27 protein-coding genes are annotated in these 24,880 nt (G+C 44.1%); 6 read left to right on the top strand and 21 right to left on the bottom strand.

Annotated features, from left to right (window positions below):
- Positions 1-32 precede the first annotated feature (32 nt).
- A complete protein-coding gene (locus tag NAF01_RS04265; protein ID WP_197246971.1) occupies positions 33-650 on the top strand; it encodes a TetR/AcrR family transcriptional regulator in 618 nt (205 codons plus the stop codon).
- A 166-nt stretch (positions 651-816) separates the two neighbouring features.
- Here NAF01_RS04265 and NAF01_RS04260 read toward each other — a convergent pair whose 3' ends face one another.
- From NAF01_RS04260 to NAF01_RS04230, 7 genes are all read right to left on the bottom strand, one after another.
- Positions 817-1,515, bottom strand: coding sequence for an ABC transporter ATP-binding protein (locus NAF01_RS04260; protein ID WP_250801854.1), 699 nt, complete (start codon positions 1,513-1,515; stop codon positions 817-819).
- A 14-nt stretch (positions 1,516-1,529) separates the two neighbouring features.
- On the bottom strand, positions 1,530-2,990 hold the full coding sequence (locus tag NAF01_RS04255; RefSeq protein WP_250801853.1) for an ABC transporter permease: 1,461 nt from the start codon (positions 2,988-2,990) through the stop codon (positions 1,530-1,532).
- Positions 2,991-3,003: 13 nt separating this feature from the next.
- Positions 3,004-3,882, bottom strand: coding sequence for a peptidylprolyl isomerase (locus tag NAF01_RS04250; RefSeq protein ID WP_250801852.1), 879 nt, complete (start codon positions 3,880-3,882; stop codon positions 3,004-3,006).
- Between the two features lie 14 nt (positions 3,883-3,896).
- Positions 3,897-5,096, bottom strand: a complete 1,200-nt coding sequence (locus NAF01_RS04245) for a S1C family serine protease (RefSeq protein ID WP_250801851.1) — start codon at positions 5,094-5,096, stop codon at positions 3,897-3,899.
- 258 nt (positions 5,097-5,354) lie between these two features.
- Positions 5,355-6,476: an NADH-dependent flavin oxidoreductase gene (locus NAF01_RS04240; RefSeq protein WP_250801850.1), complete on the bottom strand. Its 1,122-nt coding sequence runs from the start codon at positions 6,474-6,476 to the stop codon at positions 5,355-5,357.
- A gap of 180 nt (positions 6,477-6,656) precedes the next feature.
- Positions 6,657-7,103, bottom strand: a complete 447-nt coding sequence (locus tag NAF01_RS04235) for a GreA/GreB family elongation factor (RefSeq protein ID WP_163144946.1) — start codon at positions 7,101-7,103, stop codon at positions 6,657-6,659.
- 181 nt (positions 7,104-7,284) lie between these two features.
- Positions 7,285-7,662: a VOC family protein gene (locus NAF01_RS04230; RefSeq protein ID WP_163145006.1), complete on the bottom strand. Its 378-nt coding sequence runs from the start codon at positions 7,660-7,662 to the stop codon at positions 7,285-7,287.
- A gap of 372 nt (positions 7,663-8,034) precedes the next feature.
- On the opposite strand from NAF01_RS04230, the gene NAF01_RS04225 reads away from it, so the two are divergent.
- The gene (locus NAF01_RS04225) at positions 8,035-8,184 is read left to right on the top strand and encodes a hypothetical protein (RefSeq protein WP_163144947.1); all 150 of its coding nucleotides are present in this window, start codon (positions 8,035-8,037) and stop codon (positions 8,182-8,184) included.
- Between the two features lie 38 nt (positions 8,185-8,222).
- Here NAF01_RS04225 and norA read toward each other — a convergent pair whose 3' ends face one another.
- Positions 8,223-9,407 carry a multidrug efflux MFS transporter NorA gene (gene norA / locus NAF01_RS04220; RefSeq protein WP_163144948.1) on the bottom strand — a complete coding sequence of 395 codons (1,185 nt, stop codon included), beginning with the start codon at positions 9,405-9,407 and terminating at the stop codon, positions 8,223-8,225.
- Between the two features lie 99 nt (positions 9,408-9,506).
- On the opposite strand from norA, the gene NAF01_RS04215 reads away from it, so the two are divergent.
- On the top strand, positions 9,507-10,334 hold the full coding sequence (locus NAF01_RS04215; RefSeq protein ID WP_163144949.1) for a MerR family transcriptional regulator: 828 nt from the start codon (positions 9,507-9,509) through the stop codon (positions 10,332-10,334).
- A gap of 95 nt (positions 10,335-10,429) precedes the next feature.
- Here NAF01_RS04215 and NAF01_RS04210 read toward each other — a convergent pair whose 3' ends face one another.
- Complete coding sequence (locus tag NAF01_RS04210) at positions 10,430-10,630, bottom strand: cold-shock protein (protein WP_009335135.1); 201 nt, start codon at positions 10,628-10,630, stop codon at positions 10,430-10,432.
- Positions 10,631-11,205: 575 nt separating this feature from the next.
- Between NAF01_RS04210 and NAF01_RS04205 the strand changes: the two genes are divergently transcribed.
- Complete coding sequence (locus tag NAF01_RS04205) at positions 11,206-11,730, top strand: MEDS domain-containing protein (RefSeq protein WP_226619727.1); 525 nt, start codon at positions 11,206-11,208, stop codon at positions 11,728-11,730.
- A gap of 86 nt (positions 11,731-11,816) precedes the next feature.
- Here NAF01_RS04205 and NAF01_RS04200 read toward each other — a convergent pair whose 3' ends face one another.
- From NAF01_RS04200 to NAF01_RS04190, 3 genes are read right to left on the bottom strand one after another with little or no spacing between them, the layout of a single operon-like run.
- Positions 11,817-12,236, bottom strand: coding sequence for a GtrA family protein (locus NAF01_RS04200; RefSeq protein ID WP_350457425.1), 420 nt, complete (start codon positions 12,234-12,236; stop codon positions 11,817-11,819).
- On the bottom strand, positions 12,211-13,248 hold the full coding sequence (locus NAF01_RS04195; protein WP_250801849.1) for a glycosyltransferase family 2 protein: 1,038 nt from the start codon (positions 13,246-13,248) through the stop codon (positions 12,211-12,213). The genes NAF01_RS04200 and NAF01_RS04195 overlap by 26 nt, the downstream gene beginning before the upstream one ends.
- A 15-nt stretch (positions 13,249-13,263) precedes the next feature.
- Complete coding sequence (locus tag NAF01_RS04190) at positions 13,264-14,928, bottom strand: DUF6044 family protein (protein WP_250802418.1); 1,665 nt, start codon at positions 14,926-14,928, stop codon at positions 13,264-13,266.
- Positions 14,929-15,065: 137 nt separating this feature from the next.
- On the opposite strand from NAF01_RS04190, the gene galU reads away from it, so the two are divergent.
- Entirely contained in the window at positions 15,066-15,926 is an 861-nt protein-coding gene (gene galU, locus NAF01_RS04185; RefSeq protein WP_250801848.1) for a UTP--glucose-1-phosphate uridylyltransferase GalU, read from the top strand.
- Here the strand turns inward: galU and galE are convergent.
- From galE to NAF01_RS04140, 9 genes are all read right to left on the bottom strand, one after another.
- A complete protein-coding gene (galE, locus tag NAF01_RS04180; RefSeq protein ID WP_250801847.1) occupies positions 15,921-16,913 on the bottom strand; it encodes a UDP-glucose 4-epimerase GalE in 993 nt (330 codons plus the stop codon). The two genes, galU and galE, sit on opposite strands and share 6 nt — an antisense overlap.
- A gap of 174 nt (positions 16,914-17,087) precedes the next feature.
- Positions 17,088-18,950, bottom strand: a complete 1,863-nt coding sequence (locus NAF01_RS04175) for an ABC transporter permease (RefSeq protein ID WP_250801846.1) — start codon at positions 18,948-18,950, stop codon at positions 17,088-17,090.
- Positions 18,925-19,689 (bottom strand): ABC transporter ATP-binding protein, encoded by a 765-nt coding sequence (locus NAF01_RS04170; protein WP_250801845.1) that lies wholly within the window; start codon positions 19,687-19,689, stop codon positions 18,925-18,927. The genes NAF01_RS04175 and NAF01_RS04170 overlap by 26 nt, the downstream gene beginning before the upstream one ends.
- 87 nt (positions 19,690-19,776) lie before the next feature.
- A complete protein-coding gene (locus tag NAF01_RS04165) occupies positions 19,777-20,778 on the bottom strand; it encodes a sensor histidine kinase (protein WP_197246921.1) in 1,002 nt (333 codons plus the stop codon).
- A 14-nt stretch (positions 20,779-20,792) separates the two neighbouring features.
- A complete protein-coding gene (locus NAF01_RS04160) occupies positions 20,793-21,482 on the bottom strand; it encodes a response regulator transcription factor (RefSeq protein ID WP_048009529.1) in 690 nt (229 codons plus the stop codon).
- An 85-nt stretch (positions 21,483-21,567) separates the two neighbouring features.
- A complete protein-coding gene (locus NAF01_RS04155; protein ID WP_250801844.1) occupies positions 21,568-21,906 on the bottom strand; it encodes a hypothetical protein in 339 nt (112 codons plus the stop codon).
- Between the two features lie 99 nt (positions 21,907-22,005).
- Complete coding sequence (locus tag NAF01_RS04150; protein WP_048009531.1) at positions 22,006-22,491, bottom strand: nitroreductase family protein; 486 nt, start codon at positions 22,489-22,491, stop codon at positions 22,006-22,008.
- Between the two features lie 95 nt (positions 22,492-22,586).
- Positions 22,587-23,486, bottom strand: coding sequence for an EamA family transporter (locus NAF01_RS04145; protein WP_250801843.1), 900 nt, complete (start codon positions 23,484-23,486; stop codon positions 22,587-22,589).
- 92 nt (positions 23,487-23,578) lie between these two features.
- On the bottom strand, positions 23,579-24,271 hold the full coding sequence (locus tag NAF01_RS04140) for an AraC family transcriptional regulator (RefSeq protein WP_250801842.1): 693 nt from the start codon (positions 24,269-24,271) through the stop codon (positions 23,579-23,581).
- A 143-nt stretch (positions 24,272-24,414) separates the two neighbouring features.
- On the opposite strand from NAF01_RS04140, the gene NAF01_RS04135 reads away from it, so the two are divergent.
- Positions 24,415-24,870, top strand: a complete 456-nt coding sequence (locus NAF01_RS04135; RefSeq protein ID WP_197246933.1) for a hypothetical protein — start codon at positions 24,415-24,417, stop codon at positions 24,868-24,870.
- The last annotated feature ends 10 nt before the right edge of the window (positions 24,871-24,880 follow it).

Here is a 24,880-nt window from a genome sequence, read left to right as displayed (position 1 = left end):
GTTGTCAGAAAATGAACGAAGGAATGAAAGAAATGACGAACCCGATCGATCAATTGCCGGCAAGGCAGCAGCAGGCCCTGAAAACACGCCAAAAGCTTCTCCAGGCCGGAAAAGAAGTTTTTCTCGAAAACGGTTTCCAAAAAGCAACCATCTCCCAAGTGATTAAAAAAGCTAAAACAGGCTACGGCACGGCGTACGTCTATTTTAAAAATAAAGACGAGCTTTTCATTACCTTAATGGAAGATCTCATGAACCAATTTTACGAAGTGGCAGAGATGCCCTTTAAGCCACAGGCCAAAGAAGAGGCCTATGAAAATATTAAGAAGCAGGTAAGGCTGTTCCTGCAGCTGGCTTTGGACGAGCGGGATATGATGAAGGTCGTAAAAGAGGCAATCGGCGTCTCATCTGAGATAGAGGAAAAATGGTACGGAATCCGCGAACGCTTCATCGAGCGGATTTCAGTCGATATCCGCTACGCACAGGCACAAAAGCTTGCCAAAGAACACCTCGATCCGGCCCTTACCGCGAGAGGCTGGTTTTATTCAAATGAGATGTTCATGTGGGAGCTGGTTATGAATGAGGAGAAGTATCAGATGGATGACGTGATTGTGAATTTGACGAGGATGTATACGGGCGGGCTGTACGAATAAAGATTTATGTGCCACTTTTAATGATTTGCGTACCACTTTTTCATTTTATGGTCCAATTTTGCTCGATTATGTGCCACTATTCAATTATATGTGCCACTTCCCATTCCACCGTCTGTTTTAAAGTTCAAAAAAAGGTGCCCCTTCCCTCAGGAAAAGGCACCTTTTTTCAATTTGAAACCAGCTCGGGTTCATTCGATGTAACCGTAATACTCCCTTTCGAAAGCTTCACAACCACATCCGAATCTCTCGCAATGTCGGGGTCATGCGTAACGACGATCACGCATTTCCCTTCTTCATGGGCCAGCGCCCGTAAGAGCCCGACAATCTCCTTAGCGGTATCTTCATCCAGATTGCCGGTCGGCTCATCCGCCACAATCAGCTCGGCGTCACAGCACAAGGCCCGTGCAATGGACACACGCTGCTGCTGGCCGCCGCTTAATGTAAGCACTTTTTGCCGTGCCTGAATTTCTGAAATCCCGACCCGCTTCAGCATCTCCACAGCAATTGCCTTTTTATTTTTCGCAGAAGACCCTGTAATCTCCATCGCCGTCAATACATTCTGCAGGGCTGTCATATAAGGAAGAAGATTATAGGATTGAAAGACAGTCGAGACAAATTTGTTCCGGAACCGCGTCAGCCCGATCTTTCGGATGTCCTTTCCTTCGTACAGCACTTCTCCCTCTTTCGGAACATCCAGGGCACTGGCCAGTGCCAGAAATGTCGTTTTCCCCGATCCGGACGGCCCGATTATGCTGTAAAAATTCCCTTTTTCAAAACTCACATTAATATTTTTCAAGATATCGTGTTTTTTATTTTCGTGTTTATACCAGTAGCTGATATCTTTAAATTCCAGCAATGAACTCATTTTTCCATCTCCTTTTAATCCTGCTTGCTTAGAATGGCTTTTGGCTGAAGGCGCAAAACGGTTAACGAAGGCAATAATGCCGACAATGCCGCTATCACGAGGCCAATTAGCGCAAGAAAGCCAAGCTCTTGTCCTGTTACCTGAACATTCATTTCATCTATTGTCTCCACTGTTTCCTGAGCCTGCAGCATTCCCGGACCGAAGCCGCCCATGCCTCTTCCTCTGAAGGATTCCGGTGTTTTGGTCTGTTCCGCTGATGCCAATTCCTGATTCAGGAGCTGGTCGCCAAGCTGGCTCGCCACCACATTGCCGCTCGCTGTGGCAATGCCGAGCGATAGGACAGCCACGACTAAAATTTCCGCCATAAATTGGCCTGCGAGCTTCCACCTTTTTTCCCCGATCGCAAGCAGGACGCCCATTTCATACTTCCGCTCACGGATCGACATCATGACGATTAGACCTAATATGATGGCTCCTGCAATGGACACCAAATACACAATATTTTTCGAAAAGCTTGCTACGTTCTCAATCGGGCCGACCATCTGCTGATAAAGCTGGTCATCGGCATCTAGCTTGAACGTTTCGAAATCGATGCTGCTCTCTGCTTTTGCCTGATCGATAAAGCTCTGCATATCAGCAGGATCATCTATGTAGTAGATAGCGCTATCGATTGTATTTTTGTAGTCAGATCCTTTTAGTGCTGCAGCAGCAGTATATGGAACATACAGCTTGTTATAAGGATTCAGTGCTGTAAAATCCATTGCCTGATCAGATCCGGCAGAAGCTGTTTGATAGATTCCGATTACTTCAAGCTCCATTACAGCCGTTTCATCACGCGGGTTCCTAACAGTAATCTTGCCGCCAACACCCAGCTCATTTTCTTCCGCCAATGTCTGTTCAATCAGCGCGACATTTTCCCCGATATGCTCTTCAGTGATCCCGGTTCCTTCAACAATCGAGGAGGTTCCATCCATAAACTCCGCAACCGAGTCTGTAAAGGCAACCCCCTGCAGGCTCACATCCCCCTGCATCATTCCGCCCGGCATGCCTCTCCCAGGCTCCTGCCCTTCACTGCTTTCTTCAGATGTGTCAGAGGCAGCCGACTCGCTTTCAATCGGCTCAAAATCTGAGGCTATCCCCGTAGTAGATGAGTAAAAATTATAGCCTTTAATCTGATCATAAGAAGCCAGCTCATCGGCGGCTTCAAGCGGGACAGACACTGACTGGAAACGTACCCGCTCCCCTCCGCTCTGCTGCTCGGACACCGCCTGCTCTCTCAATTTTTCCATATCAGCCTGCAGGGTGACATCTGCCCCAAGCTTCTGCCGGGCGAGATCTCCCGACTTTTCGGCAGCTGTCTGGATCGATAGTCCAGCCAGCACTAATACACAAATCACGGTAAATACGAAGATCTGCAGAATGCTTTTCCCTTTTCGGGCCTTCACGCTTAAAAACGCTCGTTTTAAAAAATTCATCTCAAAATTCCCCTCAGCCCTCTAAATAATGCTTAATCTCATATTCTTCAAATTTTTCTTCCAGCCATGCAGTGTATTCAGTCTGCATCTCTGTTTCAAATAATGTATTTTTAACCTCTTCTTTCACATCTTCATAAACTGCTTCTTTTGCTTCCTGCTTTTCTGCTACCCTGATGACATGATAGCCATATTCCGTTTTAACTGGCTCGCTGATTTTGCCAGGCTCGAGTGCGAATGCAACTTTCTCAAATTCCTCGACCATGTCTCCCTTTCCGAAAAAGCCGAGGTCACCGCCCGCATCTTTATTGCTTTCATCCGTTGAGTATTCAGCTGCCAGCTCTGCAAAATCGCCGCCATCTTTCAGCTTCTCAATGACTTCATTTGCCGTTTTCTCATCTTCTACTAAAATATGGCTAGCCGACACCTGTTCCTCCTGGGCAAAGCTGTCTTTGTTTTCATCAAAATAGGCTTTCATATCTTCTTCCGAAATCTCAATCCTGGGTTCCAGCAGCTTCTTCGTTGCCAGGTAGGATTCGATATCCTCCTCAAAATCAGCCATCGTCAGGCCGCTTGATTCGAGCGTCTGCTTTAAAGCATCCTCCCCGCCATAGGACTCCGCATATACTGCCTTTTCCTCATTAATTTCTTCCTGTGTCACTTTCACATTTTCTTTCTTCGCTTCCTGATCAATCACTTTCTCGGTGATCAGCGAATCCAGAAGCTCCTGCCCGTACTGGTCAACGAGACGCTCATGCAGCTCATCCCTGCTGATTTCTTCCCCGTTTACGGTTGCAGCAGCATCATCCTCTTTTATTGTAAAAAAGATGGCTGCCGCTGCCCCGATTGTTACTGCACTGCCTAAAATCCAATAGAAAACTTTCTTATTCTTCATCCTGTTCCCCTCTCCTAATTCACTTTCTGATTGCTTGTCAGCGTGACTTCAGCTGTTTTCATTTCTCCCCCGCGGTAAAATTTAATTTTCATCTTATCGCCAATCGAAAAACCGCTGTATAAATGCTTGCGCAAATCTCCTGAATTCGTAATTTGCTTTCCGCCAATACTGACGAGAATGTCTTCCACCTGAAGACCGGCTTTGGCAGCTGCCGAATCCGGGTCAACATTCGCCACAATTGCCCCGTTTGTCACGCCATCAGGAAGATTGCGCAAATATTGAGGCGGCACTTCGTCAAAGCTTACCAATCCAACGCCAAGATACGGGCGGACCACTTGTCCATTTTCAATCAGCTGATCAATCAGTGTTTTCACTTCATTGCTTGGGATGGCAAACCCAAGGCCTTCCACCCCGCTGTCCGCAATTTTCAGGCTGTTGATCCCAACCAGCTGGCCGGATGTATTCATCAATGCGCCGCCGCTGTTGCCAGGGTTGATCGCTGCATCCGTCTGAATGACATTTAAGTTCCATTCCCCTGCAGAAGTGCTGACTTCAATCGAGCGGTCGACCGCACTCACAATGCCCTGTGTCACTGTTCTGGATAAATCAAGCCCAAGCGGATTGCCAATCGCCAGCACCTGATCGCCGGCTCTCAGCTTGGAAGAATCGCCAAACGTCATGGCTGCAGCGTCTACATCCCCTTTGATTTTCAGCACCGCAATGTCTGTCAGCGCATCGGTTCCAATCAATTCTGCTGTTGCCTTCTCACCATCATGCAGTGTCACCTGAATTTCGCTTGCATTTTCAATCACATGGTTGTTGGTCACAATGTAGGCCGCATCATCTGTCTTTTTAAAAATAACCCCCGAACCCGTTCCGCTTTCTAATGCTTCACTTGACTGGCTGAACGGATTATTGTTTTGCTGCTGCATATTCACAACGCCGACAATCGCCTTCGAAGCCTGTTCAATTGTATCCGCCAGGGAATTGGATGAAGAAGATACTGGCGTCACATCAAGATTGGATGAGCTTTCAGCTTGTCCAGCTTCTTCCGGAACCGTTGCCTGCGGTGTGTCTTCCTGGAAATACGGAACGGCTGTCAGCGTAAGCGCCGAACCCAGCACACCTGCTGCCACGGTTGACAGGAATCCTTTCCATACCGGCTTTTTCGCTGCTCGGTTCTCCGTCCTGCTTTCTTCGTTAAACTCTGTCATGATTGAACACTTCCTTCTTATCTATTTTGAATTGGAATTAGTTTTCGTTTGCCTTACAAGTCATACTTTAAAGGCCCAATGTGTCAGGAAAATGTCAAAGAATTTTTTTTTGAAAAAAAATGGCTGATTTTATGGATGGAACTGTTCAGCGTGGGATGGAGGAAGCAAGATGGAGAAAAAACAAAAGGGCAGAAATGACAATGAAAGCTGTCACTTCTGCCCTTTAATATAATTATAAATGTACGGTCATCCAATCATTTAATCCACAACCGGAAACCACCCCGGAGTGTTCACAATTGCCTGCCAGAGCGGATCCGGGATAACCAGTTTCTCCTGATCCTTTTTAGATAATGTGACGGCAATTTCAGATTCTTTTCCTTCCTGCACCTTCTGCACCCAATCCGGCTCCATAATCAGCTCGCGGCCAAGGGCGACCATGGCCACTCCTGTTTCCAGTGCTTTCACAGCTTCATCAGGAGTATGGATTGCCCCTACCCCGATAAGCGGTACACGGTTATCGATCTTTTCTAACAGATGCTGAATTCTTGGCTTAGCTTCATCAGCCCCGCGTCTCGGTTTGGACCAGAAGTCCATCAGGGAGACATGAAGGTAGTCCAGCCCTTTATCTGACAGGACATCCACCAGTTGAAGAGTATCGTCCATAGTGATTCCTGGATCGGTCGGTTCTTCCGGAGAAAAACGGTATCCGACAATGAACGGCTCCATTGCATGTTCTTTTACCGCTTTTTGAACTGCATCTACCACAGCAAGAGGGAACGTCATGCGCTTCTCAAGGCTGCCTCCGAATCGGTCCTCACGTCGATTTGAATGCGGAGAAAAGAACTGCTGTATTAAGTAGCCATTGGCGCCGTGAATTTCAACGCCATCATAGCCTGCCTGGATTGCCCGGCGGGTAGTTTCGCCGAAAGCAGCAATGATATCCTCCACTTCTTTTTCCGTCAGTGCTCTTGGCGTATTGCTGCTTCCTTCAGACGCAACCTCACTGGCACTGACCGTTTCGCCATTTGGAACGAGCTCTGGAGGGCATTCCCTCCCGCCATGAAAGATCTGCAGAATGGCTTTGGCACCCTGCTCTTTAATGCTTGATGCCAGCCTTGAAAGACTTGGAATCATCCCGTCATGATCGCCGCCGAATTCACCATGGAATCCCTTTCCGTTGGCCGTCACATTTGTACAGGCCGTAATCACCATTCCGGCCCCTTTGGAGCGGCGTACATAATAATCGATCTCGGCATCTGACACAGTTCCATCGGGATGTGATGAAAAATTGGTCATCGGAGCCAGGACCACTCTGTTTTTTAACTCGACATTATTTTTTAACTGAAGAGATTCTAACAGCGGTTTATAGCTTTGATTCAAGTAAATCACTCCTCTTTTTCGTTCAGTCCTAGTTTGTTTAACTTTTACGCAAAATAAACTGACAGCGAAACAATACTGTAATGTTATATGTTACAGTTTAGGAAGTCAATTATTTGAATCTCAGCGTTCCCAAAGGAACAGAGGGACAAGTCACTTGTCCCTCTGCTTCTTTTCCCGCGTTCAGCCTGCCCCCTGGTCCCATGATATATTTTCTATGACCACATCCAGCTGGCCGCTTGGGATCATGAGTGACGTCTTTTCTCCCAGATTTTTTAACAGAAGCTGCCTGCCAACCGGAGACAGGAACGAGATACAGCCATTATCAGGGTCTGACTCTTCCGGGAGGCAAATATGATAAACTTCCCGATCATCCTCCCCGTCAAATAATACAGTTACCTTTGTTCCAATTAATACTTTCCGCAAAGGCTGTTCCGCCGGCGCCTGATTACAAAGAGCAAGGTATTGCTCTACTTCCCTTACATAAATACTGAGAAAATCCTTTCTCCGCTCTTTTAGCGGAGTCGAAGAAAGGTAAAGGCCATTCAAATCCTGATGATTTTCATCAATATACGTCAGCTGTTTAATAAAGAAGTCTTTTTCAGTGAGAGCCTCAAGACTATGGTTCATAATAGATAACCCCCCTGCTCGGATTAAACACTTTGCAAAACTTCAATTCTACTGTCATTTTCCATGCACCATCCTTTTTTGAATATATAAAAAGCAGACCTTTCCCATTTACAAAAGAAAGGTCTACTATATATTTACAACATAGCATATAGATACCTGAAAAGCCAGCTAACTTATGTGATCATTGGCAAACTCCGAGCGGATTCCCATCAGGATCAAAGAATGTAAAAAATCTCGCAGTTCCTTCCCCGCCAATTGGATTTACGTTTACACCCTTTTCAATTAAAAGCTTATGAGTTTCTTCAATATCTTCCGGAATGAAATTATAATATTTCCCCACTCCAAAATGGTTTTCCGGAAACTTCATCGGCTGATGAGGACTGGTTCTGACAAGGCAGACGACAGTTTGCGCCTGTTCCCCAATTCGCATGACAGCTGCCTCCCTTTCCATGTAAATCAGCTGAAATCCCAGTATTTCTTCGTACCATCTTGCTGATAGCTCCGGGTTCTTGACCGGTATAAAGATTCCTTCCACGCCTTTCAGCAGCGGCTTGCTCATTAGAATCTCTCCTTTTAAATTTGAATGATATTTACCTATTTCCTTAGCCATCTTATTACTTCTCCTTTTTGTATTATTTTTCCTTTTAAATTCAGACTATCTGCTCATCTCTGCAAGAAAAAACGCTCCTGTTTTTCTAGGAGCGTTAGATTTGGACTGATTTCTCTTGTATTCCCGCTTCTTGTGTCCGAAGTTGATCCATGTTGTTCAGACTCTTCCCGCCGCTTTCCCTCTTTTCCTGTCCAAAGTTAGCCCGGCTTCGGATCACCCGCACCGATTTCCCCTTGTACTTGTCCGAACAGGGAGACCGGACCCGCTCTGAATACTTTTCCCAATTTTAAGCACTCTAATTGTGTATGGGAGGTGAAGGATTTGACGCGTCAGAACAATAAATCAGAGAAACAGAAAACAAATTCCGCAGCAGTAAAACGTCAGGGTTCAGGATCAGAATATGAAAAAGAACGTGCCGGGAATGTGGAAGGGTACGGTCAGCCCTACCCGGAAAATGGAGCTAAACAGTAATGATGGATAAGAGTGAATTAAACATTAATTCACTCTTTTTAGATTGCCTTCACCACTTTGGATGCCTTCTCTGCAGGCTTTTTCCACAGCAGGGTTAAACCAATCCCCACTGCAGTGATGAGAGCTGCGAAATAGTAAGGGTAGTTAATATTGATATCAAACAGCATTCCCCCTATAATAGGTCCGCTGATATTCGCGAGGCTTGTAAACATCGAATTCATTCCGCCCACAAAGCCCTGTTCATTGCCGGCGATCTTGGAAAGATAAGAAGTGATAGCCGGACGGAATAAATCAAATCCTACAAATACAATGAAGGTTACAAGCAGTATCGCAAAATAGGAATGAACAACGGTCATTAAAAACACAAGCAGGCCGGATAATAGTAAGCTGTAGCGGATCAGTTTGATTTCGCCCCAGATGCGGGTGAGGCGGTCAAATAGCAGAATTTGCGATACTGCGCCAAAAATGGCTCCGCCCGTTATGACAATAGCAATATCCGCTGGTTTAAAGGCAAACTTGTGATCGACAAATAAGCTAAAGAAGGATTCAAAAGCAGCAAGCCCGAATGAGGCAATAAAAATCAGAATAAAGGCAAGGAGGTACTTTGGCTCCATCACCCGTCTTAAGCCGCTCTTTCCTGCTTCGGCTCCTTCATTATTTTCCTCATTGCGCTCAGGCTCTGTTAATAAAATCAGGGAAAGCACAGCTGCAAGCGCACCAAGTCCTCCCGCAAAGAAAAATGGCACCCGCGTTCCGAACTCTGCTAAAAATCCGCCAATGCCTGGACCGATGATAAAACCGGTGCTGATGGCCGCTGACATATACCCGAGTGCCTTCGGGCGGGTTTCAGTCGTGGTAATGTCCGCAATAAAGGCTGTAACGGCCGGCATAATAAAGGCCGCACTAATCCCGCCTAAAATCCGCGAAACGAACAGAACTTCGATTTCTTTGCCGAACCCGAATAAGAATTCTGATAGACCGAAAATAAACAGGCCGGTGACAATCATGATTTTCCTGCCCCATTTATCGGCTGCTCTCCCTGCAAACGGGGAAACAATCAGCTGGGCTAAGGCAAATGCGGCTGTCAAATAGCCGACCGTTGTGCCCGTTATGCCTAATTCATTCATCAGCGTAGGCAGGACAGGAATGACCAGGCCGATTCCCAAAAAGGCAATGAATAAATTCGTCAATAATAATCCTAATGTGATTTTGGGTGTTTTCATCTATATCATGCTCCTTACAAAACAGTCAAACTTGATTTATTTATACGATCTATCCTAGTGTATATAGTAACTATATAGTCAAGGGCAGTGATGTAAAAAATGAGTAAAAAAGACGGCAAATATTTAACGACAGGTGAATTCGCAAAGCTTTGCAAGGTTAACAAGCAGACCATTTTTTATTACGATCAGATTGGAATTTTGTCACCGGTCATGAAAAATGAAAAAGGATACCGCTATTATTCCATTCATCAATTAGAGTTGTTTTTTGTGATTGATTTATTGAAAGATCTTGGCATGTCGCTTAACGATATACAGCAATACATGCAAAATAAATCGCCCGAAAGCTTTTTATCCATCATGTACCGGAAAAAAGAAGAGATTGTAAAGAAGCGTCAGGAAATCGAAATGAAGGAGAAAATGATTGAAGCCAAAATAGCCATAATGGAAGAAGCCTCCCACCTTGATTTTAACCGGATTACGCTTCAGCGTTTGCCGGAAGCAACCCTTTATTTAAGCAGAAACATTCAAAATATATCGGACGAAGAATTTTTAGAGGTCATCTCGGATTTTATTAATGAATTGCAGATCTCGCAGCTTGATTCAGGCTACCCGATCGGGTCTATAACGAAGCGTGAGCAGGTGCTGAAGGGGGAATACGCCAATTACAGCTATTTGTATATCGAGCAGCCCAATCCAAAGGAAGGCCATCCCTATTTTCGGGCTGTTAAAGGGGATTTTCTCATCGGCTATCATGTTGGGAGCGAAAAAACGATCGGCGATACCTATAAGCGGCTTTTTTCAGAAATGGAACGGCTCGGTTTAACCTTGGGAGAGCATGTATTTGAAGAGTACATTTATGATACTGTTGTCCGGAATGATAAGGAGCATTATGTTACGAAAATTATGATGGAGGTGGACCGGGGATAAGATACTAAACATTTGCCCTGCTTATTAGTGAGCGGGGTCCCATAAGTTCACAAAAAAACAGGCCCATAAAGGGCCTGCTCTGAGTTGGTTTAAAATTAAGCTTTGCGAACGTTAGCTGCTTGAGCTCCACGCTGGCCTTGCTCAACGTCGAAAGTCACTTCTTGACCTTCTTCTAGAGATTTGTAGCCTTCGCCTTGGATAGCTGAGAAATGAACGAATACGTCTTCTCCACCTTCACGCTCGATGAATCCGAAGCCTTTTTCACTGTTAAACCATTTTACTTTACCGTTTTCCATGTTTGTTGCCTCCTTGTGTGTAAACCACACATTGTGTTACTATCCTTGCTCTCAGTGATCATCAAGACGTAAAGTTATTACTCAAACTATCCTTTACACCGAACAAAAATAATTCTTATTCAGCATAACACTTTTCAGAATTATATGCAAGAAAAGTCGTAAAGTCTTCCATATAAGCATTGCACAAGCGTCGAATTTTAAGCATTAAAAAACTGCTATTTATTTCATAGCAGTCATGGATAGTGCCTTAAGAAGTAATCGAATATCCTGATGAATGCTGTTGCATACTTGATCATCGCTACAGTTCTCATAATCAGCCTGTAAACGTCCAAGTTCTCGAATGAATAGTAAGTTTTCTTCCTTACTAAGCATAGTGTATTCGCCCCTTTTTACATAGGAAAAACACTATGTCGTTAAAGGTTAACACTATTGCATTTTATTTACAATCAATCAGCAGGGCTTTAAAAAGAAGAATTTCTACTTTCGCTGTTGAACCCTTTTCAAGATCAAAGTATGATAAACTGAAATTGCAGGCATAAAATGTCAGAATTCTATGGGGTGCAAATTTGGAAAGTATGCAGGTAAAAGAAGTCCATGAAATTCAAGCTCTTACTAAGGGACATGTATTATATTTTTTCAAGAATCCGGACCAATATATATCAAATGTCATTGAATTTGTTCTTTCGGGCTTAGAACGAAATGAATACTCAATCATTATAGAAAATGACCGATTGACTCCATTGATTAAGAAAAGTCTCACAGAAAAGCTGAATAATAAATGCCTGGAAAAAGTAATGTTCGTCAATAATTATGACTTCTATTATGCCAAGGGGGACTTTAGAGTTAATTCTATCTTCGATTATCTTCCGAACTTAATTGAAGAATATTCAGAACACAAATTGGCTGTCCGGAGCTGGGCTCATGTCGAATGGCGGGATGAACCGGAAGTCAGGGTAAAATTATCGGTTTCTGAAAAAGAAGCTGATCTAATCGTTGCCAAAACAAAACTTCTATCTGTTTGTGCTTACGATTCAGAAAGGGTTAGTCATGAATTAAAAGAAAGTCTTCTGCTGTGCCATAACTTTCTTATAAATGAATGAGTGAAGAAAATCCAGGCTTGATTCACTGTAAACAAATTAGTCTCACCCTTTATAAGTGAGACTAATTTGGATCCCCCGAGATGTTTTTACTGTTTAGTAAAAACGAGGTATTTCTGCCCCATATAATTGATTGCAGTATAAATGCCCGCCCCCAAAAGAACCGCAAGCTCTTCAGGCGATGCTTCATGTCCGAAAAGCGTAAAGCCCTTTAAACTCTCTGCAGCCATGCCGCTAATTGAATAAGATAAACTATAGCACAGAAATAAAATCAAAACGAAGCGCACAGCACTGCTTTGAATGCAGATCCCGCTCCTGAAGGTGAACGTTCTGTTCAGGAAAAAGCTGACCGCCACCCCCGTACTGTTCCCAAGGAATGTAGCTGTCCAATATGACATTCCTGCTAAATTCAGCAGTATAAATATCATGGATAGCCCGACTAATGTATTGACTGTTCCTACGATCAAAAAGCGAATAAAGGTATTAGTTCGTTTCAGATAATGTTCCAAAATGAATGTCCGCGAACTCATCATCATGGTCTCCATCCGTAATCAAATGACGGGAAATCGGTAAATTAAACGCATCTACTTCAATCGAAAACTTAGGTCTGCGTTTTGTCTCTTTATAGATTTTCCCAATATATTCGCCAACCAGTCCAATGGCTGTCAGCTGAAGTCCTCCCAGCATCCAGATCGAGGCGATTAACGAGGTCCAGCCGGTTTCCGTTTCTCCAAAATAGCGCAAACCTAGAAAGTAGAGGCCAAATAAAAAGCTGATAAAAAAAGATCCGATCCCCAATGCCAATACCATCCGGATCGGCGTCACGGAAAAAGAAGTGATTCCTTCAAATGAAAAGGCCAGCATTTTTTTCAGCGGGTACTTCGTTTCCCCGGCAAGGCGTTCCTTGCGGTCATAGTAAACACTGGCTGTTTTAAAGCCCAGCATAGGCACAATTCCCCGCAAGAACAGATTGGCCTCCTCATAGCGCTGCAGCTCCTCCAAAGCTCGCTTGCTCATCAGGCGGAAATCAGCATGATTATAAACAAGATCTACGCCCATTTTCTCCATCAGCTTATAAAATCCCTGTGCTGTGCTTCTCTTAAACAATGTATCACTGTCCCGCTTTCTTCTAACTCCATAGACAATGTCATAACCTTCACGGAATTTCAGGATAAACTCCCGGATCACGGCAATATCATCCTGAAGATCGGCATCGATGGACACCGTGCAATCCGAAACCTTTCCTGCTGCTGTTAATCCCGCAAGCAGCGCATTCTGATGTCCGGCATTTCTAGCAAGCTTCAGCCCCCTCACTTGCGGGTTATTCAGGCTCTGCTTATAGATGATCTGCCAGGTCCGGTCCCTGCTGCCATCATCCACAAACAAAATTTTGCTTTTATCAGAAACAAGTTCATTATTCATCAATTCTTCAAGCAGCCCATTCAGCTGATTAATGGTGTCCGGCAGTACCTCCTCTTCGTTATAGCAAGGAACTACGATGGTGAGTACCGGGTTGGTCATTCTAATCCCCCCTGCTTATATGGCTTTATAAAGGTAGATTTTCCACACAGAGCTTTTTGATTCAAAAACCTTCTCCAATACAAGCTTATTATCTTCGGCATTGTCGATGGGAACGGATGAAAAAAGATAGGAGCCTCCCATGGCTTTAAAGGCGTCTGTATTCAATTCCAGGTTCTTCAGCCTTTTTTTCGTGCGCTTCTTGAACATATAATGCTTGCCAAGCTCGTCTGTAAAGATATAGCATCTTCCACCCCACTCATCATAATAGGTGCGGATGGTTTTATTTTTTTCAAGCTCTTTTTCAATGATTTTTCGAAATTGATATTTGTATGTTAAGGGGTAGAAATTATTATAGGAATCCAGCGTATAGAACCCATTATACTGGGCAATAGCCGGATGAAGCCCAATGCTTGCGACCCGGTAATCCTCCTGAGGAAGCCCAATGTAGTCTTTAATAGCCGAGAACTGCTCTTCTGCATAAAATTGTTTGAAAGAAGGCTTATCCTGGAAAAGAGTTTCCTCGTTAAAAAAGGACGCGGCAATCACCTGGGCAAGCACAAATACAGGGACCATCCTCCTCCCTAACCTCCCGTATGACCAAACAATTTTTAACGATAGCGCAAACAGGAGATAAACCACCAGGGGTCTTAAAAAGTGATATCTGGCAAAGTTGAAAGTATCAAGCACATGAAAACGCTCTGTAAGGGGAAGCCAGCCTTTGTAGAACCAGAAGGCATACCATGCAGATAACGCAAAGTTCAGGAAAAACAGGAACAAAAACACCTTCTCCTTTTTCCACTCTTTTTTCCTCAGTACCATAAAAAGGGCCACAAACATGATGGGTAGAATGATGAGCGTATGAATGGTGGCAGCATGGTGGTGCCCGATAGCAAAGTTCTTGAATGTCAGCCTGACGCAATGCCAAAAGGTGAGCCTTGCATGGAAATATTCATCCCGGCTGTTCGGCTCATCATCAAATAGGAAGGAATAAACGAGCCTGTATTCAACGATGAAAAAGATTCCGGTCATATAAATAATTGATAAGAGAAATGGCCAATTCCATGTTCTTTTCCGGATCAAGTCTGTCAGCCAGAATACTCCCATGGCGCTCAGGAAAAAGAAAAAGCCAAGGACGATGCTTGCATATAAAGGCAACAGGGTGAGGACAAGCACATTTTTCCACGACCTTTCCCCTTGCCTGATATTCAGGAAAGCCCAAAGCGCAAGCGGCATCCCAAGCGTGCTCAGCATACCGGAAGGCCAGAATGGCGTGAAAGCAAAAGCGAGGGCTGTCCCAATCGTTACGGGCGCCCACTTTTCACCTATTAAAAAATGCGTTTTCAAGAGCAAATACATTCCGATAAAAGCAAACACTCTTGTGATTGTCTGGCTGAGGGCATACGCAATCATTGTCGGAAAAAGGGCATACAGCCAAACAATGATGGTCCATTCAGATCCGAACGCATTGCGGGATAGATTTCCGTTCATAACTTGCGGAATGACAGCATCTATTGATCCTGCAAGCTGCCCGCTTTCAGCAAGAACTTTATACCACGCCAGATTGCTGTCAAGATTATCATGAACGCGGATATGTGCATTTTCACCTAATATGTATAAAGGGGAAACAAATAAAGCTAAAGCAATGCCTGCCAGAATAAGGAGATTTTTCTCGGCTGCCATTTTGTTTAGAAGCAATCTCTACACCTCTGGGTTGAAGAATATTTACAATTTTAGGGTTCACGAAGAGGGGCAAATTATTCAGGAAGGGATAATACAACCTTCCTCCTACATAAAAATAGAGTGGAAAGGGGGATTTTATGATTAAAAAAGCGGTCATTCCAGCTGCAGGCCTCGGAACCCGCTTTCTGCCCGCAACGAAGGCACAGCCGAAGGAAATGCTCCCCATCGTCGATAAGCCTGCCATTCAATATATTGTGGAGGAGGCCATTTCTTCAGGAATTGAAGATATTATCATCATAACGGGGAGAAACAAACGGGCCATTGAAGACCATTTTGATAAATCGGTTGAAATGGAGCTGCTGCTGCAGAAAAGCGGAAAGCTTGAAATGCTTGAGGAAGTTCGCGAAATAACCAATCTGGCTGATATCCATTATGTCAGGCAAAAGGAGCCGCTCGGATTGGGGCACGCCATTTTATGCGCGAGAAAGTTCATTGGCAGGGAGCCGTTTGCCGTCCTCCTTGGCGATGATATCATCGACGGAGAACCACCTGCCATGCTGCAAATGATTGAGCAATATAATCAAACGGGGGCAAGCATCCTTGGATGCAGTGAGGTTCCTATGTCCGAAGTCAATAAATATGGAATTGTAGGCTATTCAGAACAGAGGGGCCCATTATACAAAGTGGATAGCCTCGTAGAAAAACCATCTGCTGAAAAAGCCCCATCTGCCCATGCGATTATTGGCCGCTATATCTTAACACCCGCAATCTTTGACATGCTTGAGAACGGAAGCCCTGACAGCAAAGGTGAGCTGCAGCTGACAGATGCGCTCCATGCCTTGCTTTGCCGGGAAAAAATTTATTCCTACCTGATCCAGGGAAGCCGCTATGACATTGGGGATAAATTCGGCTTTCTTAAAGCCTCGATTGATTATGCCCTGCAAAGACCTGAACTGAAGGATAAGCTTTCCCTATATTTAAGGCAAGCCCGCTTATGAATTGCGATATCCGTCAGGATGGGATCTGTGCCAGCTCCAGGCATCCTCAACAATCTGGCGGATACTTGTTTTTTGCGGCTTCCAGTTCAGCAGTAGCCTTGCTTTTTCAGATGAAGCAACCAGTTCTGCCGGGTCTCCTTGTCTGCGGGGAGCAATTCTTACTTTAAAACGCCTGTTTGTTGCCTCCTCTGCAGCTTCAATCACCTCTTTTACAGAGAACCCTTTGCTGCCCCCCAGATTAAGCACATTGCTGTCCCCTCCATCTTCCAGGTGCCGGAGTGCCAGCAGATGGGCTTCAGCCAAATCCTCTACATGTATATAGTCCCTTATGCAGGTACCATCCTTTGTTGGATAGTCATCCCCAAAAATGGAGACCGATTCTCTTTTTCCAAGTGCCGCCTGCAGGATGATCGGGATTAAATGCGTCTCATTTTGATGGTCCTCGCCCATCTCCCCTGAAGCCTTTGCCCCTGCAGCATTAAAATAACGGAGCGACACGAACCTTGCTCCTGATGCCTGCGCCCACCAATGGAGCATCCGTTCAACGGCAAGCTTCGTCTCACCATACGGGCTTGCAGGCGATAGCGGCGCATCTTCCCGTATTGGCTGGCTTTTCGCCTCCCCATATACGGCTGCTGTTGACGAAAACACCAGCTTTTTTACCTTATGCGCTTCCAAAGCCTTTAAAAGGCTAAGAGAACCAAGTACATTATTATTATAGTAATTTAGCGGATCTTTCATCGATTCCCCTACAAGGGATAACGCCGCAAAATGAAATACTCCCTCTATACGCTCACGGCAAAGGACACTATTTAGAAAATCCTGCGATCTGATATCCCCCTCATAGAAAGCTGCCTTCGGATGGACCGCCTTTCTATGGCCAGTAGTCAAATTATCGGCAACTACTGTTTTGTACCCTTTTCGCATGAGAAGATCTACAATATGCGAACCAATATAACCTGCTCCTCCAGTAACCAAAATTGCCATTCTATCACTCCTGCATATAGTTTCGTTCCCTTTTCTATATGCAGGTGGGATCTTGAGTATGATATATAAGAAAAGCGGCAGTACAAGCCTGCCGCAGTGAATACCCCCTATTCTATAATTAACTCCAAAAATATGAATGCTCTGTTATATCCTGAATATTTAATCAATCATTAATCAGACCGCCGCCTGAATCTGCTTCGTATAGAAAAAACGCACTATGAAGAAGTAAACAACCTGGATGGCCAGGAAAACACTCAGAACAGCGACAGATTCTTTAAACAAGTTAAAGTAGAACAGATTTGATAACGCAGTCAGGGCCACAGCACCATGAATAAGAGCGACGAGGATCGGGGCGAAAAACAGAATCATCGTCTGTCTATTTAAGACCTTTTTCAGCTCTTTACCGGTCAGCCCCATCTTAGATATCGACTTGAATTTTTGTTTATCTTCATCCAGGTCCATGTAAAGCCTGAAGTATAGGAAGCTGCCGGCTGATACGAAAAAGACAATTCCGATAAACAGACCGACAAATAATATGGGGCCGTAGCCTTTCATTATTTCATTTATTTCGTATTCTACGGATGTAATTTCATATCTTGGCAGTTCCTTGTAGAGCTTTTCAGAAGCAGCCATTACCCTTTCCTCGCCATTTGTTGCCTGCCAGGCATAATAGCTTTCTTTCCAAGTCGGTTCAGGAAGTTTTTTAAAGTCTATATCAGACATGATAAAATAGGAATCTATTGCAGGCAGGGCTTTCGAATGAATAGCTTCTTTCGGTTTCAAAACTGTGCCGGACGTCAGTGTAATGGTTTCATTCATGAGGTCCTTCGATTGCCCGAAGTTGGTGCCTTCAAACTCCACCACCACCACTTGTCCTTCTTTTAAAGTAACGGGATCTTCGCCAATAAGGGAGGCAAAACGGTTAAAATCGGATTGGCTGGCAATCTGAGTGGAACTTCCGCCCACTTCAAAGCTCTGCAATACAGTATGTGCCGATTCGGTTTCAATGTTTTCTTCCTTTAATATTCGGTTGATAGCCGCAACATTTTTCTCTTCTTGATCTTCACTTGTTTTATAGGAAAACGTTGTGGCATTCAGATCTTTGATATTGGAGGTCAAAACCGTCTGAAATCCGAACAGCGTGCCGATTGCACTGAAGGCAACCGTTGAAACCATGGCCACCATGAAGAATGTCCGCGCATTATCCTTCATGCGGAAGGCTAAGTCAGAAAACAGCAGCATATTGGTCTTAAACCAGAAAACACTCTCATTCTTCTTTAATCGTCTAATGATAAACACGCTTAATTGCGTAAATAACAGGTATGTCCCAATGCTGACAACGATGATCACCGGCACCATTGCCGCTACAACCATCACACCTCTTGCAAGTAAGGCAGCTGCATACCCCGCCCCTAATAAAAGGACAGCCAGCATGGTTAAGAAAAGATTGGCTTTTGGCTCACCCTTTGACATTTTATTTCCCTTAATTAATTCAATCAGCTTTTTGCTGCGCAGAACATACGTGACAAACAAGGAAATAAAGAAAAATAAAATGATGAAAGATATAAAGGTAACCAGAATGGCTTTCACCGGAAAATAAAAAGAAAGCGTACGTTCAATAATCAGCACATTCTCAGCCAGCAGCAAAATCCCTTTTGCAAACACAAGGCCCAGCAGAATACCGCCCACGGTTGCAAATAAGCCAATCAGCATATTTTCCAAAAAGACCATGAGGCGGATTTGTTTCATGCTCATGCCCTGTATCATTAATAAGCCGAATTCCCTTTTTCTGGACTGCAAAAATGAGCTCATCGAATACAACACAAAAAAGAACGAAAACACATAGATAATTCCGGCTGCTGCATTCATTCCCTTCGTGACAGTTGAGTTCATCGCATCCCCGCTTAATGCAGGATGATTTGCAAAAATCGAGAAGGTAAAGAAGACCATGACTGTAAATAAACTGCTGAGAAAATAGGCTGCATACAGCCGCTTGTTGCGGATGACGTTGTTAAACGCGAACTGACGAAAAGTCATGTGCATCCCCTCCCAGCAGCGAAAGTGTATCGATGATCTTTTGGAAAAAGGCCTGGCGGTTATCGCCGCGGTGTATCTCCGAATAGAATTTTCCGTCCCGGATGAAAATGACGCGGTTGCAATAGCTCGCCGCCTGGGCATCATGTGTGACAAGCATCATGGTGGTCTTCTCCGTTTTATTAATCGATTCAAGCATTTCCATTACATCCTTGGAAGACTTGGAATCCAGATTCCCTGTCGGTTCATCTGCCAATAGCAGCTTTGGCGTATGAATCATCGCTCTTGCCACAGCCGCTCTTTGTGCCTGTCCCCCGGATATTTCATACGTCCGTTTATTCATAATGCCGGTAATCCCCAGTTTTTCAGCAATTTGATACGCTTTTTCCTTCATTTCCTTCACTTTTTTTCCGTCCAATGTCAGCGGAAGGACCATATTTTCTTCAACCGTCAAGGTATGAAGCAGGTTGAAGTCCTGAAAGACAAACCCCAATTCACGGCGCCGGAATTGAGCAAGCTCCTCTTTTTTTAAGACATGTGGATTTCTTTCATTAATCAGGATTTCCCCTGTGGTCGGTTCATCAATGGTGGCAATCATGTTCAGCAGCGTCGTTTTCCCGCTTCCCGAAGGACCCATGATTCCGACAAACTCCCCTTCTTCAATCGTTAAGTTAATATCGGTTAACGCACGATAGGCGATCTTTCCTTCATAAATCTTGCTTACTTGTTTTACTTTTAGCATCACAAGTTCTCCTTTCACATTCTGTTGACTTGTGATCAGTATATCGTCTATTCCCAGTTCCAAAAATCGATTTTTCTTTCACTTACCTTACAAGATTGTAAGGTTCTGTGTTTTTCCGAAAATCAGCCGGAAAAGAGACCCTTCACCAAGTGTGGATTCCAGTTCAATCCGATGGCCAAGGTAGTCGGCCGCCTCCTTCGTCAAGTACAGCCCCATACCTGTGGACTCTCTGAATTTCCGCCCATTTTCACCGGTATAAAAAGGTTCAAACACACGGCGCTTATCCGCTTCCGGAATGCCGGCGCCAAAATCCTTCACTTCTAAGACAGCTTCCCCGTCTTTTTCATAGACGGAAATATCAACCCTGCTGCTCTTTCCCCTGGAATACTTGACCGCATTATGGATCAGCTGAGAAAGCATAAAGAACAGCCATTTCTCATCTGTCTCCACGATTATGTTTTCTTTTTCCTGCAGAAGATTCGGATACACTCCGTTCCGGATATAAAACCGTTTGTTTTCGCCATTTACTTCATGAATGATTTTCGATAAGTGTACAGGTTTGATATGAAAATCCTGTTCGATTGTCCGAAGTCTCGCCATATAAAGGATCGTGTTCAAGCCCGTTTTCATCCTGTCTGTTTCTTCCCGGATGCTGGATGAATCCGGTTCATCCAGGTTTTGTGCAATCAGCTCAATGACAGAAAGCGGTGTTTTCATCTGATGAACCCATTGATCCATGAACTTCAGGTGCTCATCCTGCCTGGATTCCAGCGCTTTTATTCTCGTTTGATAATGTTTATACTGGGCCTTCAGCAGTTCATCAAGCGCCATGGAGATGGGGGAGTTTTCTGTTGTTTGAAAGGAATCGTCAAGAGAAGAAAGCTCATTTGTCAGCCTCTTATAAAACTTGCGGCGGCTAAAATAGTGGTAGGCAAGGTAAGCCGTGAGAAAGAATAGTCCGAGAAATATGCCATAGAGAGCCGGCAATAGACGCTGATAGCCATCAAGCCAGTAAATAGCCAGAACCACAAAAAATTGAACAATCTGTACAGCAATTAATAGCGCATGCTCTTTAAAAAATAATTTCATGTCTCTCCAGCCTTTCACCAGGTAACAATCAAACGATAGCCTGCCCCTCTCACAGTTTCGACCGCTCCTGAAAGCCCAATTGCCTCAAATTTTTTTCTTACCCTTGCCATATTTACATTCAGTGTATTTTCATCCACATAAACCTGCTCATCCCACAGCTTTTCAAGAAGATCCTCACGCCCTGCCACACGCGGGTGCCGCTCCAGTAGACTTTCGATAATATCCGCTTCTTTTTTTGACAGCTGGACCGTTTTATCACGAAATGTGAGTTCCATTCTTTCCGGAAACAGCTTTAATCCTTCTATCTCAATTATCCGTTCCTGTGCCTGTGAGGCATACTCCCCGTATGCCCGGCGCAGCTGGCTGCGGATTTTCGCCATCACAATTTCCGGATGAAACGGCTTCGTGATAAAATCATCCCCGCCATTTTCAAGCGCCATTACCTGGTCCATCTCCCCTACCCGGGCGGAAATAAAGATGACCGGACAAATGGACTCCTTTCGGATTTGCCTGCACCAGTAATACCCGTCAAAGCTCGGAAGATTAATATCCAAAAGGACAAGATCCGGCTTCTGCTTATGAAATTCTGCCATTACATCATCGAGCTGTTCCGCCATAACTGCCTGGTAGCCATACTTCACTAAATAAGATTGCAGGTGCTCCGCAATTTTCGGGTCATCCTCAATAATAAATACTTTCTGCATCCTCTCACTCCTTTGTCTTAGAAAATTATGCCATAGGGAGGACGTGAAAAAAAGAGCTGCGTGTGCACCCCTTTCTGAACAAACATTAGATAAAATAAATCACTGCTCCAATACCGCCTGCTAACATTAACCCAATGCCCTTTTTAAAGTATCTTTGTCTGAAAGCGCCCAAACATCCAGAAACGAATCCGATGAACACTAAGCCTGCGCCTATATGCTGCAGGAGTTTTATTTCTGAGATATTGCCGGTAATCAACACCTGAAAACCAATACAGGTGAAAACAAACAGAAGGAACGAGGGGTTCTTCAACTCATCTTTAACATCCTGCTTTTCTTCATAATCCATTTTTTTATAAGTTTTTCTTATACTGAAAATAGGAATCGCCCATATTAATATGATTATAATAGCCTGGATGATTTTCATATGAACTCCTCTTGTAAGATAGAAATCTACTACTTCGTAATTATACCATATTTTAACAAAAGAGCACCATCCAATGAGATAGGCGCCCTATTAAAATACTTATGATAAATGCTTTATTTTCCTGTCAATCGGTGTACGTTCCTTCGCTTCTGGCACTTCCTCAGGGAATCCTACTCCCAGAATACCGACTACATCGTAATCATCAGGGACATTTAAAGTTAATCTGGCTTTAGCTGAAGTCCCCAGAGAAGACCAGAATGTCCCCACTCCTGATTCCCAAGCCATCAGCATAAAATTCTGGATAAAGCAGGATACGGCAGCCATATTCTCTGTTCGCTCAAGAGCTGTTGCTCCATGTTTGGACAGAATCGCCAGCACAACAGGGGCACCGCCGAAATCGGTTTTATGATTCAGCTTGGCTCTTGTTTCCGGACCAGCAAATAATACTTCCCAAGGCTCCGTCATTTTATGGTTGGGTGCCATGCTTGCAGCCTCCAGCCAGGATGTGATTAAACTATGCTCTACTTTATCAGATTTGAATTTTTTTATGTTGCGGCGTGTTGTAATGATTTTCTGTATATCCACTGTGTATTTCCCCTTTTTGTTTATTTACTATATATAATACTAGATTAATTGGATTTTCGATAATCCCTGGTCCGGACAGGCTTTTTATTTGAAGCTCAATGTTTCTGAACCACCCCAGGCTCAAGGTGTCCTCCAGAAACTTTTGAGGACCCTATCAATACGCCAATTCCAAGCAGCAAAAGGAATATCCCCAGCCAGGAAGTCATGTTTAAAGATTCCCCTAATAGAAAAACGCCTAATAATGCTGCAGTTAAAGGCTCCGCCAGTGCAAGTGTGACAGCCGTTGAAGAGGAAACATGGACAAGCCCTTTTGAAAAAAGGAAATAGGCAAATCCCGTAGCCAGAATCCCCAGGTGCAGGCTGACAGTCAACCCCCGACCACTCGCAAGCCAGGACATGTCAAAAATAAATAAGAATGGCGATAGAAAGATGGCGCTTAGTGTGAACACAACGGCAACGACTGAGAGGGATGAATAACTTTCAACCAGATCCCTGCTGACAAGCGTATAGCCTGCAAATGTTAAACCAGCCCCCAATGCCATTAATAGGCCAATCGGGTCCATATGAACCGAATTTTTGTTCATGAAAAGCAAAACACATCCCAAAATGGACAGGGAGGTAGAACACCACCAAATGGCAGACGGGCGTTTTTTTAAATAGAGCCATTCAAGAAAACCCGATAAGACCGGCGCACTCCCGATCGCTGTCACGGTCCCAATGGCTACCCCTGTAAGAGTGACCGCTGAAAAGAATAATGGCTGGTACAGCGCCATACAAAGTGAAGCCAAAAGGGTGTTCTTAATAGGCCAATTTTTCAGGTTCAATTTCCCCGCCATCAGAACCATGCATGATAAAAATAAACCGCCTGCCGCCAGACGGGCAGCCCCGATGGCAATCGGGTGTGCGTTTTCTGGCGCGAATGCCTGCGTGGTACCCGTGGTCCCCCAGAGCACTCCGGCAAGCAGTATATAAAACGGAGCTATTTTCACACTCATTTTCTCACCTCAATAAAAAAGATAAAAGGACCTCATTAAACTTATCTTAGAAAATTCCAAGTGAATTTTCTTTACCAAGTTTAATATCCCTTTTATCCATTCTTAAGGATCCTGTACTTTTGTGGTGCTGCCCCTTCACAGCGGCTGAACCAGCGGGTAAAAGAGGAAGAATTTTCAAACCCTAATTCCCCGCTGATCACCGAAATGGACCAGGAGGTTGTCATTAATAAATGCTTCGCTTCTCTCAATCGAAGATCAGATATATAGGCTTTCGGGCTTTTTCCGGTTTTCTTCTTAAACCATGCGGAATAATAGGCTGGATGATAATGTTCGATTTGCGCTAAAGTCTCTAATCGGATGGACTCCTTAAAATGCTTATGAATATAGTCAATCGATGGGGGCTTGGCGATTTGCAGTTTACTGGCCACATACCTGGTCAAATCTGCCAGGGAGGATGCATTCCCCTGATTCCCCGCCTCTTCCAGCAGCAAATACCGGATCGAAGACCATTGCTGGTTCAGCTGAATATACATGCTGCTGGTCTCTTCCGGCAAATAGACCGTCGGGATATCCAGGATCAAAAATTCATTCCGGTCCATGGACCGATAATTATGATCAACCCCTTGCGGAAGGTAAAAACAATGCTCGGGGTCAAGCTTGATTTCCTGCCATTTCGTCTGGATATCCAGGGAGCCCTGCAAGGGGAACAGAAACTGGCCAAACTCATGCTGGTGCGAATGAAACTCTCTGGAATAGGATCTTTTTTCGCAGGTGATGCTTTGCATTTTAATCCCCCCTGATCATGCTTTAGTTTATTATAATCCGAAACTATGAGGGATGATAGATTGGACAATGAATCGGGAATTCTAAACTGAATAAAAAAATCCAAATGTCACATGATAATGAAATAAATGGGGGTGGCATCCGGATGGCAAGTTTCTTTAGAATAGTCAATGCAATTATCTTATGGGCTTTAGTTATTAAATTTCTTCCAAAGAAATCATTAAAAAGGTATCTGCCGGTTACATTGTTCTGCGCAGGCAATTTGCTGATACTTTCTCTTCTTAACTTCATCTTTAAATGGTGGAATGTAAAGGGCGGCACTAAATTTCTTATATTTGATGACCTTGCTTTCATCTACGGGCCATTTTTCACCATTAACTTGTGGGTATTCCATTTTACATATGGAAAATTCTCGATCTATGCCTTATGCAATCTCATCATGGATCTCTTATTCGCTTTTCCTTTGAGTGCACTGTTTCAAAAAATTGGCCATTATAAGTTAAATAAATTAAACTCAGTGGGATTGTTTATTATGTATTATGCTTTGGCATTATTAAATTACGGATTCCAAATGCTTTTCGAAAAAGAAGTTAACCGCTAAAAAAAAGACA

Origin of the sequence: Cytobacillus firmus, from assembly GCF_023657595.1 — a bacterium.
In the GTDB taxonomy this organism is placed as follows: Bacteria; Bacillota; Bacilli; order Bacillales; family Cytobacillaceae; genus Cytobacillus; species Cytobacillus firmus_B.
This window is presented reverse-complemented; position numbering and strand designations above follow the sequence as displayed.